This window comes from Erwinia sp. JH02, from assembly GCF_013074405.1.
GTDB lineage: Bacteria > Pseudomonadota > Gammaproteobacteria > Enterobacterales > Enterobacteriaceae > Erwinia > Erwinia rhapontici.
In genome coordinates, this window is the sequence record NZ_JABANZ010000001.1 from 747,397 (window position 1) to 761,545 (window position 14,149).

At 54.9% G+C, this 14,149-nt stretch carries 18 protein-coding genes and 1 pseudogene; all 19 read right to left on the reverse strand.

The window, feature by feature from the left end:
- Positions 1 to 546, reverse strand: a complete 546-nt coding sequence (locus HHI26_RS03445; protein ID WP_171148586.1) for a hypothetical protein — start codon at positions 544 to 546, stop codon at positions 1 to 3.
- Positions 518 to 1,240 (reverse strand): hypothetical protein, encoded by a 723-nt coding sequence (locus HHI26_RS03450; RefSeq protein ID WP_171148587.1) that lies wholly within the window; start codon positions 1,238 to 1,240, stop codon positions 518 to 520. Before HHI26_RS03450 ends, HHI26_RS03445 begins: the two co-directional genes overlap by 29 nt.
- Entirely contained in the window at positions 1,230 to 1,844 is a 615-nt protein-coding gene (locus HHI26_RS03455) for a tail fiber assembly protein (protein WP_171148588.1), read from the reverse strand. The genes HHI26_RS03450 and HHI26_RS03455 overlap by 11 nt, the downstream gene beginning before the upstream one ends.
- A gap of 722 nt (positions 1,845 to 2,566) precedes the next feature.
- Positions 2,567 to 3,397 (reverse strand): annotated as a pseudogene (locus HHI26_RS25435) (phage tail protein); the annotation flags it as partial.
- 7 nt (positions 3,398 to 3,404) lie between these two features.
- On the reverse strand, positions 3,405 to 4,040 hold the full coding sequence (locus tag HHI26_RS03465) for a hypothetical protein (RefSeq protein WP_171148590.1): 636 nt from the start codon (positions 4,038 to 4,040) through the stop codon (positions 3,405 to 3,407).
- Positions 4,033 to 5,217 (reverse strand): baseplate J/gp47 family protein, encoded by a 1,185-nt coding sequence (locus HHI26_RS03470; RefSeq protein WP_171148591.1) that lies wholly within the window; start codon positions 5,215 to 5,217, stop codon positions 4,033 to 4,035. The genes HHI26_RS03465 and HHI26_RS03470 overlap by 8 nt, the downstream gene beginning before the upstream one ends.
- Positions 5,214 to 5,543, reverse strand: a complete 330-nt coding sequence (locus HHI26_RS03475) for a DUF2590 family protein (protein ID WP_171148592.1) — start codon at positions 5,541 to 5,543, stop codon at positions 5,214 to 5,216. The genes HHI26_RS03470 and HHI26_RS03475 overlap by 4 nt, the downstream gene beginning before the upstream one ends.
- Complete coding sequence (locus HHI26_RS03480) at positions 5,540 to 7,516, reverse strand: phage tail tape measure protein (protein ID WP_171148593.1); 1,977 nt, start codon at positions 7,514 to 7,516, stop codon at positions 5,540 to 5,542. Before HHI26_RS03480 ends, HHI26_RS03475 begins: the two co-directional genes overlap by 4 nt.
- A 187-nt stretch (positions 7,517 to 7,703) precedes the next feature.
- Positions 7,704 to 7,964 carry a putative phage tail assembly chaperone gene (locus HHI26_RS03485; protein WP_171148594.1) on the reverse strand — a complete coding sequence of 87 codons (261 nt, stop codon included), beginning with the start codon at positions 7,962 to 7,964 and terminating at the stop codon, positions 7,704 to 7,706.
- A gap of 134 nt (positions 7,965 to 8,098) precedes the next feature.
- Positions 8,099 to 8,455, reverse strand: coding sequence for a hypothetical protein (locus HHI26_RS03490; RefSeq protein WP_171148595.1), 357 nt, complete (start codon positions 8,453 to 8,455; stop codon positions 8,099 to 8,101).
- The gene (locus HHI26_RS03495; RefSeq protein ID WP_171148596.1) at positions 8,455 to 8,796 is read right to left on the reverse strand and encodes a M15 family metallopeptidase; all 342 of its coding nucleotides are present in this window, start codon (positions 8,794 to 8,796) and stop codon (positions 8,455 to 8,457) included. The genes HHI26_RS03490 and HHI26_RS03495 overlap by 1 nt, the downstream gene beginning before the upstream one ends.
- A complete protein-coding gene (locus tag HHI26_RS03500; protein WP_171148597.1) occupies positions 8,793 to 9,092 on the reverse strand; it encodes a holin in 300 nt (99 codons plus the stop codon). Before HHI26_RS03500 ends, HHI26_RS03495 begins: the two co-directional genes overlap by 4 nt.
- A 9-nt stretch (positions 9,093 to 9,101) precedes the next feature.
- Positions 9,102 to 9,557: a phage protein gene (locus HHI26_RS03505; protein ID WP_171148598.1), complete on the reverse strand. Its 456-nt coding sequence runs from the start codon at positions 9,555 to 9,557 to the stop codon at positions 9,102 to 9,104.
- Entirely contained in the window at positions 9,554 to 10,690 is a 1,137-nt protein-coding gene (locus HHI26_RS03510; protein WP_171148599.1) for a DUF2586 domain-containing protein, read from the reverse strand. Before HHI26_RS03510 ends, HHI26_RS03505 begins: the two co-directional genes overlap by 4 nt.
- Positions 10,687 to 11,385: a hypothetical protein gene (locus HHI26_RS03515; protein WP_171148600.1), complete on the reverse strand. Its 699-nt coding sequence runs from the start codon at positions 11,383 to 11,385 to the stop codon at positions 10,687 to 10,689. The genes HHI26_RS03510 and HHI26_RS03515 overlap by 4 nt, the downstream gene beginning before the upstream one ends.
- Entirely contained in the window at positions 11,382 to 11,837 is a 456-nt protein-coding gene (locus HHI26_RS03520; protein WP_241008199.1) for a phage tail protein, read from the reverse strand. The genes HHI26_RS03515 and HHI26_RS03520 overlap by 4 nt, the downstream gene beginning before the upstream one ends.
- Before the next feature lie 38 nt (positions 11,838 to 11,875).
- Entirely contained in the window at positions 11,876 to 12,328 is a 453-nt protein-coding gene (locus HHI26_RS03525) for a head completion/stabilization protein (protein WP_171148602.1), read from the reverse strand.
- Between the two features lie 92 nt (positions 12,329 to 12,420).
- Positions 12,421 to 13,125: a phage terminase small subunit gene (gene gpM / locus HHI26_RS03530; protein ID WP_171148603.1), complete on the reverse strand. Its 705-nt coding sequence runs from the start codon at positions 13,123 to 13,125 to the stop codon at positions 12,421 to 12,423.
- Between the two features lie 2 nt (positions 13,126 to 13,127).
- Complete coding sequence (locus HHI26_RS03535; RefSeq protein ID WP_171148604.1) at positions 13,128 to 14,147, reverse strand: phage major capsid protein, P2 family; 1,020 nt, start codon at positions 14,145 to 14,147, stop codon at positions 13,128 to 13,130.
- Positions 14,148 to 14,149: the final 2 nt, after the last annotated feature.

The following is a 14,149-nucleotide window of genomic DNA, read 5'->3' on the forward strand; positions in this document are numbered from 1 at the left end:
CTACCCCAGCGAATCATTGACGGGCTTAAGCACCTTGCGTTCGAACCACGTCATTTTCTCTTCATCTTCAGCAGCAGCCACGCCACCACCCGCACCAGAACCGGAAGCGCCCTGTTTCGTCGCGCTGATTTTTCCGCTTGCCCGCGCCTGTTTTTTTTCATCAACGCTCAGGCGCTCTTTGATCGTGAACGTCACCAGCCAGGCCATTTCTTTATCCTGCCGGGGGGCGTCGATATTTCCCGTGAACGTCCCCTCACGAAAATTCACGTTTCGCGTCTCAAGGCACGCGATGCGGTAAACCTTCAGCTTTCCGCCGCCATCACGGGCGCTGGCCAGTTCAAAAATGCGCTTCAGCACTTCGGGTGTACTGAACGGGACCAGACCGGAGACACGCAGTTCCTTTGCCTTAATACCCTGTTCTGCTGTCGCCGTGCTGGACGTCTGTCCTGACTGGTCTTTTTCTTCAAACGCCATCGAAAGGGTGATGCGGATGCTTTTCAGTAAAATGCCCTCGCCATCAAGGGCGAACGTGGCTATCGATGTCATGGATCATCCCTCCCAGCGCCGTTAAATCCTCACCAACAAACATCATGGCCACGGTGTAAATAGCGGATGGCTGCGGGATATTTTTGAGCAATTCAGCGGCGGCGGTGGCCACATCCCCACGTGATGTATAAACCCAGGCTGGCGCTGACTTTGATTTCAGGTTTTCCAGCCCGCCGCTGATGCTATCCAGCAGGTTGGCGTGTTCCGCAGCAAACTGGCCCAGCTGTGCTTTCAACCCCTCCAGACTGCTGCCCGCGCTGGCCTCCGCCTGCGCGGCTGCGGTGCGTTGTGCATTCAGAGCGGCGCGGCTTGTTAGAACGGAAAGCGGCAACGAGGGTGGCAAGCTGTTAAGCCCCTTTGCGGGCAGCTGCATTTTTACCGTATTGAGCACCGCTGAAGACTGCGCCAGCCGTGCCACCTGAGTGAAAGCCGGTGCGGGGAAAACGGCGGTCAGCAGATTAAGCGACTGCATAAAACCGTCATGGGAATCACCGCAGATCATAAACACCGTCAAGTCAGCATCGCCGCCCTGGCTGGCCAGCTTTCCGGCCAGCCAGGTGACCGCATTAACCGGGCTGAGATATGCCCCGTTAGCCGTCTGCTGACCCAACCCGTACACCCACGGATGCGCCGCAACAATCGAGCATGACAACGCCGCCGCATCAGAGAAAGCAATGTCAGCTTTACGCCACATCAGCAGGTTCCTCTGGCCAGACGATGGATTCCCCCTGCGAAATATCAACGGCTTTAACGCGTTTCTTATAGTCCAGCCAGTTCAACAGCTTCGCTTTGTCATCATCGCTGATGACACCCAGCGCCAGCTCGTCCCGCCAGTCACGCATGATGTCATCAGCCTTAGACAGCAGGCTGGTGCGCACTGCCTCAAGCTGAACGACCTGCGCAGCATTTTGTGCATCCGTGTCTGTGACCCATTTTTTTCCGTTCCATACATCGTAAGGGGTGACAGGCGCAGCGGACACATAGCCCTGATGAATGTCGCCTAAATAAGCAATCTGTTGCGCCTGCCCGGTGGCGGTAGCGTAGACTGTCTGCCCCCTTAAATCCTTCAGGTATATCCAGTCACCCTTCTGACAAACGCGGGCAAAACCTGCTTTATCCTTCGGTGGCGCGGTCAGCGTGGATAAACCGGGAATCCCCGTGCCTTCAATAATTCTGATCTCGTAAGTCCCGGTAAACTCACCAGTAACAGGGTCGAATCCGTGTACCGTGGTTTCCAGTGTTTCCAGTGCGTTTCCGTTTTCATCAAGCATTATTTCGCCCTCACGATCATATTCCATGCGATGTTCCGTGGTCGGTTTTCTGCGGCTGTCGGTACAACTACAGATGCGTCGAACTTCTGAATTGTGCCCGTTGCTGGGGAAACTCCTGACTGCCTAGTGGCACCGCTCGTTGACGAGATAAATGCGCCCATATTCCTTGGCGCTTCATAGTCAAATAGATTATGAAAAGATCCAGTGATATTCCTGATCGCATCACCCTGCGCACTAAGCAAAATGCGCCCCCTATCGATGCCTCGCCCCTCATCCCACCCCCTAACAAAATCACCACGCATATCAACAGGTAGGATCAATGAGGGATGCAGTTGCGCCAGTAAGGGGAACTTAGCGCCATCAAACGACTGCGCCATATAGGGAATGAATTCCATCGTCATATCTGGCCAGATTTCCTGTGGCATTTTTTCGAGCGGCCATTCAACAAGTTCACCGATCATCGTACAGCCATATTTCATGATGAACGGCAAATCCTTCAGCCCCAGGAATTTGAGCATGTCCGCCAGATTGCCCTGCTTCAGCATGTCGCGGCTGTAGTCACTCACCCCCAGATATTTAAGTGCTTCCTCTGCGCTGACCTTTTCCAGCAACGTGCGGGCGTAATCACTCAAGGAGGTTTTACCCAGCGCTTTGTCTGCCCCGAACCACACCAGTTTTTTGGCTTCCGGGGTCAGCTCCTGCAACGCTTTCACCGTGCCGGATGGCTGAAGATCACGGTCTGTTTTATTACCGTTTGGGCGCAGGTCGGTAACGGAACCATCTGCATTAATTTCAGCCAGAGCAAAGACGTAATGCTTTTCATCACCGTTGTAATAATCTGCCAGAGCATCAGCCACGGTGATTTTTGTTTCCGCGCGCCATTCACTGGACAGCGTTCCGCGCCAGCACACATCCACCCATACTTTTGACGGCTTATTAGCGATGGCAATATCCTGTTTGGACAGCAGTTCCGCACGTAAGCCGGACACATAACCTGCCCCCGCTTTTACGCTGTATTGACTGCCGGATTTAGTCACCATGAAGCCATCATTTATAAAGCCGGCATTACCCCAGACGTCGATATTTTCCAGGCGAATTCGTTCGTCCATTCCGGCCAGACGGGCGGTAAAATCAATCTGCCACGTGTCAGCCGGGGTAATAATCTGGGTCTGCTGTGACGCGCCGTTATATTCCATCAAAAAAGAGCGCGTCAGTACGTTGCCCTGCTGGCCTGCTGCGGTTTTAATTTTCTTCTGCAAAGGCGCGTGAACAATCATCGCCACGGTGTTGCTGCTCTTGTGCACCAGACCGACCCAGTTGAATTCAAAATCCCCGGCATCCGCACCCAGCACAACGGAGTACACCACCGCGTTTTCATTCACCATGCCCGTTTTACTCACCGCCTGACGGTGGACAATCTGACTACCTGCGGGCCATGACTCATCACGGTTGATCGGGTCGGTAATGTTTAAATCCGGCACGTTTGCAAAAACAAATTCATCAAGGGTAACAATGGAACCGTTAGCCGCCTGCTGCGCCTTAAGCCGCTCAAAGGCTTTTGTGATAACTGTCTGACTCATGATGTACCTATATTTTGGCGCCAAACGTGGCGTTAGTTTGATTTTCTAGACGCGCCGGGAAGCAAAGATATTCACCGGGTTTCACTTCACCGCGTGGGCTGTTTCCGCCCTGATAACAGACGTATTCCCCGCCCTCCCAGCCCGCACTGATAAACAGCTTCTGACTGGTCAGCACTTCAAACTGATAGCGGCGGCAGGTGCGCCCGTACTGCCTGATGATCTGCAACATCAGGTCAGGATTAGCCGCCAGCTGACCATCTGAAACCCGGACGATAATCACGTCCCAGTCAATCTCCGGCTGGCGCTCCAGCAGCTCTACGTAACCAATCCCCAGGCGCTCAAAAATGGCGATAAATCCCGCCACCGAACCCGCGTCACGGGCATTGATAAATGCGTAAGCCACGCGTAAACGAAAGAGACTCAGCGGCTCATTGCTGAAGCGGGTAATGTCCCTGTCGTAGGCCATCAGGTTGAGAAACGGCTCCGGGCAGGTCAGCGGATCAAACCGGGTCAGCGGGAAGTTAATCCAGCCATACACTTTCGCCCACCATACCCGGGCCGCTTTCAGCAGCTTTTCCGGCTCCCCGGCATTCATCCATGACGGCAGGGAAAGCCCCGATAACATTTTGATGAAATCAGGCATTTGCAGGCACCACCGTTAGCGTTTTCAATCGCGGCACGGACATATCACTGATGATGTCTGCCAGCGAAAATTCCAGAGAGTCGATCAGGCTGAACTCGCGATGGGCCTCATGTGCCAGGTTAGAAAATGAAAACCGCGTGAATGGCCATGTGCGCTCTACGTCGAAATCGCTGTTCTCACGGAATGCACTGCGGATCAGATTGCTCACCCCGCTCACTAATGCCGCCTGGTCTTCAGCCGTCACGTTGGCCAGATTTTTGACATACACGGTCACAGCCAGATCGTGAAGGGTTTCCGGCATCGGATAGCACTGCATATCATCACCGTGACCGTGATGGCCCTCCGTATTGATGTATGCATTAACCGCATCAACAAATGGCGCTGACACCACCCCGGTATCCAGCAGCAGGTAGGCATTTGCCGTTCCCGGTCCGCGTGGGGCATCGTGTTCAAAAAAAATCCGGTCAACACTTAGCCCGGCCACGCTGGCGATCATCGAACGGTACACCGCGTCAGTGTGATAATTTCCGACCAGGTTAAACTGATTGCGTGCACGGTCCCGTAGATCGTCATCAGACTCTTCATCGGCCCCCGGTGATGTCAGCCAGTTTTCACCATTTTCAACACGGGCGATCCCGGCCACCGCTACGGGTAAAATCCGGTAATACCCCGGCGCAAGGTTCCACGCTCCGCCCGTGCCGGAAGCGGTAACCGCTATCTGCGCATCTGGCTTGTCTGCCGTAATCGTCACGTCAGCAACCGTTGTCAGCACGTACACCACGCCGTTAATGCGCTCAGTCTGAACCGCCGTACCCGCTTTCACGGTCACAACGGCCTTGGTATCCTGTTTGATGAAACGGATCACACCCTGCGCAGCCGTGGCGGGTTTCGGTGTGATGTTCACCGCCCAGGCCAGCAGGCGCAGCATGGCACCGCTGGCGGTGGCCAGAAACATACTGGCGAGCACGGTGTTGGCCAGAGCTGTAATCAGCCACATCACTGGCGTGGTGACAATCGCCGTAATCAGACGCCAGAACGGCGACATGCGTGAGGTGTTCGTAATAAGCCCTTCGGCCTTAACGATGGCATCAAATTCCTGGCGCACAGCGTCAGCCGTAACCGGGACGCCGTTCTGTTTTAATACTTCGGTAAAATCCACGTCCGGCTTAGTCGTCACAAGGACACCCCCGCGTTTATCGTTCCGAATTCATAAGTTTGTGCTGTGACAAATAACCGCTTCGCGCTTTCTTCCTGAATTCCAACCGTACCAGGAATAATGCGCTCATCGTTTTCCACCAACAGCTCCAGCTGTGTGAAGACGTCAGCGCGTAATATAGGGCTACGCTCTGCGACTAGTTCAACAACCAGACCCGATTCAATAATAGAATGGATAATATCCTGCCCGATGCTCTGCTGATTATTACAGGTGAAAGGTTCATTACCGCTGTTAAGCGAGAAACTGCCATCCGCAATCAACAGGTCGATATATAATAAATCACTCATCCGGCCATCTCCTGCCATTCCATTAATTGCCCCGGCGTCATTCCGTTGGCGGTGTGAATTTCAACCTTATCAATCCGCTTACTGTTATCCGTCATGCTTTTACTGTTACTGGACAGGGTTTTATTAATTCCGCCCTTTTCAATACCGTTAATATTCCCGCCAGTGGACAGGGTATTATCAATAACAGGCGGTTGCGGGTCCGGCACACCACCAATCAAATCAATATCAATTCCCGGGATCATGTTCAGCTTTTCAATCAGCCAGTTCAGCGAACTCATTGCCGTCCGCTTAACCGAAGCCCACACGTTGCCAAAAATATTCATAATGCCGCTGGCCACGTTGCCCAGCGTTTTAGTAATGGAGAAATTCGCCAGCAGTGCGATAAAGCTATTCCAGCCCTCGGTAATAAACGCCCAGGCTTTGACAAACACCCCGGCAACCGCCCTCACGACAGCAGCAAGAACCTGAAATGAAGTGGTATCCATGATGGCCGCTTTTATCTGGTCCCAGTGCCTGACGAGCAGATAACACCCTGCAACCAGCAGCGCAATAGCACCGATAATCAGCAGGATTGGCCAGCTCATAAAATTAATCGCCACGCCGGATGTGATTGCCGCCATGCGCACTGCCAGCAGCACGCCGCGCAATGCCCCCATGATGAAGTTGAAAGCCAGCACCGCTTTTTGCGCCACCCACAGAACAGCCGTGTAAGAGCGCACCACCGTAACCAACAGTCTCCAGATGCCCTGCAACCCGCGCATAATAAATCCGCTAACGCCCATCACAACGTTAGCCCCGGCCCCCACCGCCGCAAAACTCAGTATCGCCATTGCCGCATAGCCCACAACACGGGCGATGTTAGGAAACATCTGCATCCAGCGGGCAAAGGTCTGTCCCATATCCGCCAGGCGGTTAAGCATCGGATAAAGAACCGGTATCAGCGTCAGGCCGATCACGCGGCGGATAGCCGTCAGAATTTCAATAAAGCGATCCCACGGCTTCACCATCTTGCCCGCCATCTCCTGCGTGCGCTTCAGCCCGTCACTGCCGCCCAGCTCGGTGATATTGCGCTGAAGGACATCCACATTGCCCCACAGCTGTTTCACCACAGCCGAACTGTCACCAAATGCACCATCCAGCGCGGCCTGCGCCTTGAGATTGCCCTCAATGCTTTTTCCGTACTTACCCTGCAACTTAATCAGCATTTCAGGCATGGAAAGCATCTTCCCGGCTGAATCACTGAGGCTGACGCCCAGTTTTTTTCCGCCCTCAAGCGCCGCCGTCATAAACCCTTCATACGCACCGCTGGCCTCTGAACCCAGCGTGCGCCTCAACTGGCCCATGACCGCCATCTGTTCATCAATGCCGACACCAAAGTTAGACCCGACCCCGCGTGCGCCCTCCATCAGGTCTTTGATAGCGGCCATGTCCGTACCAAAGGTGTTCTTCATGTACGCCATTTTCCCGGCCAGCTCGTCAGCAAACTGGACCTTGCCGACCTGATTTGCATAGCTCTGGAAGTTGGCGAACATCTGCCCCATGAATTCAGCCGATTCTGTCGCCGTTCCACCCAGCGCAGCGGCCACAATATTGGCGGTGCGCGTGACCTTCGGCAGCTCGGTGGCCGTCAGCCCGGCAATGGAGGCGTTAATATCCGCAGTGGACTGAACAAACGTCACAGCGCTGCGGCCATAAGTCATCGCGAACGTATTCGCATCACGCTCAATGGTTTTCAGTGCGCTGCTGTCGATCCCCCTAGCTGACTGCTCCTGGAGCGTGTCGTACATTTCAATCGCCGGGCCTAATGCCCCCTTGATCGCCATGCCCACACCAAACAGCCCGGCACCACCCACCGCAATACGCTGGAATGAAACACGGGATTTATCCGCGAATGACGTCACCGAACCCTGCGCCTGTTTTAACGGGCGGGTGATTTTATCAATCAGCGATAATGTAAATTCCAGTGACTTCATTCTTTTCCCTTAAATGCCAGCGCAACGCCGTTAGCCACGGATATACGCTGATATTCCCAGTGTCGGTTATCAAGCCATAACGCAGCGGCGAGACTGTCCTCACTATTATCCTCATGGGGTAAATAGTGACGCCGCAAAATAACGTATTGTTCGAGTCCGTTAGATTCTATATTACGGACCCGCTCGGTTAGTTTTTTACCGTGATTTCCAGATCAGGGGTATACTCTTCCAGCAGTTTAGCGACTACCTGAAGCGTAGCTCCCGGTTGCTCCATGATTTTCAACAGCGCTTCTTTGCTGTCTGCTTCCACAATACGGATAAGGAAATTATGCGCAGGAGCGACTTTATTGCTCATGGACATTTCATTGATATATTTGTTATACGTTGCCATGTCGGGTGAAAATGAAATATCAGTCCCGGCGATGGTCAATACAATTGATTTAGCCATTATTCAAACTCTCTCTTATTAAGATTTCATCAATTAACTGATTGTGACGTGCCGCGCAGACGGAATAAATATCCAGCCATTTAATCAAAGACTCTGCGGCAGCCTGTCCGTTATTAGCCGTTAACCGGGGAAGATTAACGGGGCATTTTACTTTCAGGTTTTCCTGATAAGGTTCGTTCTGCTTTTTCAATTGCGGCGTTGTACATCCCGATGAAATCATCAGAAACACAAACGTTAGTAAAAACAGGCTTAACCACTTCCGTACGAATTGACGCGGGAATAACATCCCTCAGTTCCTCCAGCTGCGTTTCCAGTTTTTTTCCCGATGCGCTGGAGATGGCCTGAACGGCAACCCGGCTTTTTTCAGCACTGGCGCTGGCGGCACGCTCGATCACCAGGTCAGTGCTGTCCCGTTCCCATCCGGCCGCCGTCCACCCGGCCAGAAACGCGCCCAGCACAGCGAAAACAATCAGTGCTACGTTTTTGGCCATCAGCGTACCCCGTTGTGCTCAAGGCTGAAATGATTGCCGTCAGGATTAGACTTGAAGCGTCCGCCCCATACACCACCGATGGACTCCCAGTACTCACCCAGCGCCCGGTAATCTTCAGTGCGGGTTTTATACTCGCCGTTAATAAACAGGTTGAAGTCCACCGCCAGCCGCTGCGTGTGCAGGCTGTTGCTGATACCTGTCCCCTTGCCAGCGTTTATGCGGGCCTGTTCCGGCGTGCGGTATGCCTCACCAAACGTCAGGCGCATCCCGTGATCGCCTGCATAGGTGATCAGCTGCGCAATAAGCGCGGTGAACAACTGCTGCTTTTCGCTCAGTGTCATACTGGTTTTTTCCCCGTCAGCAGCGTGCTGCCTTTGCGTTTAAGCCACATTTCAATCGCCTGGTGACCTGCAATCCCCAGCCCCGACCCGATCCCCAGAATCGCAGTGAGCGAAAGCCCAGGTATCCAGACCAGCACCGCCCCGGCCACCATCGACGTGGCCGATCCCAGAATGATGCGCCCCAAAAAAAGACGCGGGGTCACCTGTTCCGCGCTGACCAGCAGGTTTCCCAGCGCGATCAGCGCCCCGGTCATCAGCAGAAGCAAAATTGCCAGTACCCCTTTTTCTTCCTGCATGTCCTGTCCTTAGCTGATGAGGTTTTCAGTCGCCGCCTGTTCCAGATACGGCACACCGTTGAGATTGACGAATTTAGGACTCGTCACGAAATACTTAATTTTGTGCGTTGTGATGCTGCCACCCTTCGGATCGAGATCCAGCACGTTGCTCACGACCAGCTTGCAGCCGAATGCCTCCACCTTGACCTCCTCCGTACCCGCTTTCGCGTAGAACAGAAAATCAACCGGGATAATCCCTCGCCATGAACCGGCACGGCGGGCGGTGGCGGAAAGCTGCATAAACGTTTTGCTGCTGACCTCCACCTCTCCCTCTGCTGCCACGTCCCCGGCAACAAAACCATCCGGCACGCCCTGCGTCTGTACGGCGGCGGTGTTGTCGGTAATATCCAGGCTGATTTTTTCGAAGTGGACCAGCTCACCGTCCATATGCACATCAAATGACTGGCCCGATAAACGCTGTGTCATGCTGCTGCCTCCGATGAATCAATGCTGGTATCCAGCATCAGGCTGACGGTGATTTCTTTCGGACATTCAACCGGGCGGATCACCACGTAAATGCTCACCTTCGTCGCAGACGTCCACACGACAGACACATCGCCATCCTTCGGAGACTTAACCTCACCGGGGAAACGCACGCCGTTAATCTGGCTGGAAATCGACATTTCGCGCAGCGGTTTGGCCATGTACAGCTGTGCCGCCGCCATGCTGGATGGCGTGGTATTCAGCGAACGGTCAGCAATGCGGGCAATCGCCAGCAAACGGACGCGCCGCGCCACCTTGTCAGCAATGCGCAGGTACTCAATCACCTGATAATCACCGCCATTCACGTCCAGCGTGCGCCCGTCCGCCCAGTACATGCCGTCATAGTCCGGATACCACATTGGCACGCTGTAGCGCTGCTTCTCCAGCGCCTGAAGCGTTGCCAGCTCCAGCGGTTCTCCGGTGCCGTCTGGCGGAAAATCATCACTGCCTAAATCAATAACCGCACCCGTTTTCACCCGCGCCGGACTGTCTGCAATCGTGACTGAACGACTGCATAGACGCCCCGCCAGCACACCCGGCTCATGCCCGAACAGACGGGGAACCAGCTGAACCGATGGCGCGGCAATGCCCTCCTGCAACGCGCTCAGACGCGCCAGATACTCCGCCCAACCCTCTTCAGCCTGCGGCCCCTGCACGGCAAGCATGAACCAGACCCAACGGCTGAATTTCGCCAGCAGCGTGGCACGTAAAGCCACTGCGGCATTAATTGTTGCTTTGCTACTGATATCATCAGTCAGCACAACCCCCTCAACAGAGGCTACTCGCTGCGCTGCCAGCACCGCATCCGTCCAGGCGTTGTCTTCTGCATCTGCCGCCAGCACATGCACATAACCCGCCCAGTTCTGGCCAGCGTTAGTCATTGCGGCCTGCACGTCACTTTTTAATGCTGATCCCACTACACCCAGCAGCGTTTCCAAATTGCTTTGGGTATTCACCGCCAGCGTCTTACCCACGTTGACCGTGCCGCGTCCGATGAACAGCACGCTGCGTTCAATTTCGTCCGTCTCACCCTGCAACTGGTTTAACTGATTAACGGTGACATTTGGCCACGTCATACACGTCCCCTGATATCCTGTGCGCGGACGTCTGCTCCGTAGCCAATGGCCTGAAGCTGACGCGCCAGCGCTTTGTTAAAATCATCGTCGCTCATGCCGACAAACTGACGGGCAGGGAGATCGATAGTCCACGCGGCCTTACTTGCCTTGCCGCTGAGTTTTCGGATTAATAACCCGGCCTGCGAAAAGCTCATTTTTTCGGTAATTTCATTCAGTGGAGGCTTACGCCAGCGCACACCCCGTCTGACCTTGTAACCCAGCTTTCGCAGCTTTTTTGCCTGCGCCGCGCTGGCCATCCGGCCGGGGTCGGTACGCCCCTGGCTTTTCCCGGCGCGTACCGTGGTTTTCATTCCTTCCTGATGCGCATACCCCACTACCCCGGCATTCACACCGCCGTATTCTCCCCCGCGCAGATACAACCGCACGGCGTCGATTTCGGGCATTTCCCTGATATGCAGCAGCCCCGGCATATTGCGCAGCATCTTGCCCCTGCGCCGGGTTTTTCGCCCCTGCCATGCCGTGCCGTCCGGTGCCTGCTGATTGCGCACATTGCGCTTTGCGGCCGGGATAACGCCGTATTTGGCCATTCGCCAGATAAAGCGCTGGCGCTTCTTCTGCGGCAGGTCCAGCGCAGCAATTTCCCGGCGCATATCACGCAGCTGAGCGGCGTTTAGCTCAGCACCAAAAATGCTCATTCATCCTCCGCACTGGCCGCGCTGCCGTCTGCGCCGTAAATCTGCGCCGTCAGCGCCGTCCAGATAACCGGATCGGCCAGCCTCCATTTTTTGCCGTCGAACGGGATCACACCCTTTTCGTCCTGGACAATCACCAGCTCCTCCGCCATCGGGATGGTCACGACTACCATCGCGGCCTTGTCGTCGATAACGCCGATATCCCAGTCGGGATCGGCACCAGTAATGCCGATTTGGCGCAGTAAATCCCGGTCATCAGACGCCAGCCAGGCATCAAGGAGGGACATCAGCACTCGGGGGTCATACTCCCGGTACGGATAGCGCTCCCATGACAGCACCGCGTCATAACGGATAATCGACTGACGGTACTGACTGAGGCCGTAATCCTTCGCAGCCGGGATGGTTTTCATCCCGTCAATTTCACTGCTAAACGACTGCATAGCGCGGGGCGGCATGTGTTCCGTAAAAAAGGCAGTCAGCGAATCTATGGGACTCATATTTTTGTCACCGTGGCCCGCTTCAGCCCCTTAATCAGTCGGATCGCAATTGACGATTCAGCAAGCAGTCCATTGCGCGTATCTTCGCTCTCCTGTCCCGGATGCGACTCGCGGCGGCCAACGGACGCAAACTCGCCTAAAAGGTCTGCTTTTGCCCTGGCATACACCGCTTTTTTATACTGAGCGCACAGCTGGTTTTGCTCACCCATCCGCGCGCCGGGTACGTCCTGCGCAACGGCATACCCATTGCCCTGGTGTTTAACCTGAATGCCGTCCAGCAGGCTGTTGACCTCACCCGTTGCGGCGAGTAACGCCTCTGCCACCGTTCCGGCGTCAACGTCAGCCGGGATAGCACGGCTTCGCTGAAAGTCCGCCAGATTCAGGTCTGGCCAGAAACCGTTATTCGTCAGCGGTTCGTCCTGGTACTCAATCGGTGTGCCGCTAAACATTCAATTCTCCCGAAAAAAGCGGGCTGACCGGGGTCCACGGCACATTGCTTTCGCTCTGCCCTCACCCGCGCCCGCTCGGCTTGCGGTAGTCGTTATTGCTGATTGCTCAGCGAACGGATGCGGGCGGCGATACTTTTACGCACCGTTCCCACACCCACTTTTTTGTGACGGGATTCAGCAGCTGCAAGTAAAACATCTGCTTTTTCCAGTAATTCCACATCATCATGCGCGGTGGCGCGGGCTTCTCCCCGGTCATCACGCAACAGCATCAACCCGGCAAATTTCAGCCATTTAGCCGTGATTTCTTCATGCAGCCGCCAGTTTTCCGTCACCTTCTCAAAGGTGCGGGAGAAATACGGTTCAACGCTTTCGCCACGGCTCAGCGTATCGTCAGCCCACGCCAGCACCGTATCCGCTACAAAAGCAGGGAACGTGCTCTTAATATTGTCAGGCGTTGGCTGCTCCTGGCTGATAGCGATATCCGCCCAGTCCAGCGCCTGCTCAAAATCACCCACGTCAAACAGCCAGACAACACACCAGGCGAATACCGGATTGCGGTAGACCTTCCCGGCGTCCAGATACGCCTGAACGGTTGGCATCCAGCGCGGCAGCATTTCGGTGCGCTTCAGTTCGATGCGATCGGCAATCGTTGGCTGAGACTGCACCCGCGCAACGTCCTCATTCAGTGCCAGCAACTGCATATGCAGGCTGGTTGCGCTATCCGTGGCCTCCTGCCGCGCCAGATGGCGTTCCATCTCAATGCGCTGGCTGTGACGCTGCGCGGGTGACAGTCCCATGATTAACCCTCTACTGGTGCAGTGACTTTACCGATGGTTACCGCGCTTTCGTCGATTGCCGCGTACAGCTCCGGCTCTTCAACGGCGTAACCTTCGTTGCGCAGGTACTTGTTTTCGTACTGCTTGCGGTCTTCAACAAACTCCGCCTTACGCTGACGGGTGTTACGCTGCGTATAGAGATGCAGGTTACTGAGCGGCGTCACGACCATGCGTTTACCCGGCATGAACGGCGGCACAATGGCTTTACGTCCGGCAATCGTGCTGTCGAGCATCTGCGCCGCAATTTTTTCAGTCGGACGGTCAGCTTTCTGGTAAAGCCGGTATTGTTCTGCGGCGACAAGATCGGCACCGACCAGCACCACCAGACGCGGGTCATTACGGAACTGCGCCGGGATTTTGATGTTAACCAGGTCAGACGCCATCGCGTCCAGTGACTCATAGTCGCCACCCTCGCCCAGGGTAACGGCATCGGTCAGGATTTGCTTGCCAGACTCATAGTCGGACATACGCTTATGCCAGCCGATATTGACGTCTTCGCCGTTCGGGTTTTTTTCAGGGTCAGAGTCTTTTGCCACTGACGTTCCGTTAAAGCCGATACGCAGCTGATCCAGCGCGAACGCCTGATTAGAAAACGTCTGCACCAGCTGGAAAAACTCGTTTTCATCGCCAGCATTGGCCCAGATGGACAGCAGGTCCCAGCGCAGAGCCGCACATGAGTCGGTTTCAACCAGCTCATATTTGTTACCGCCAACGCCCACGTTCTGGCTAAAGCGCCCTTTCTCACTGCGGCCTGTATGGAGTTTGTTGCCACCAACATTCACAACCTGCCCGGACAGCTGATCGACATCGGCCACGGTAATCAGGTTGAGAAATTCAACGGACTCCAGCAGCGCCTGACGCAGCGAAATTTCCTGCGGTTCGGTCAGCGAAAAATAACGGTTGGGTTTATTAACACCATAACTTTGCGCCAGCCCGGCCGCATAGCGGTTAATAAAATCTTCCGCGCGTCGATTTAATTGCATAA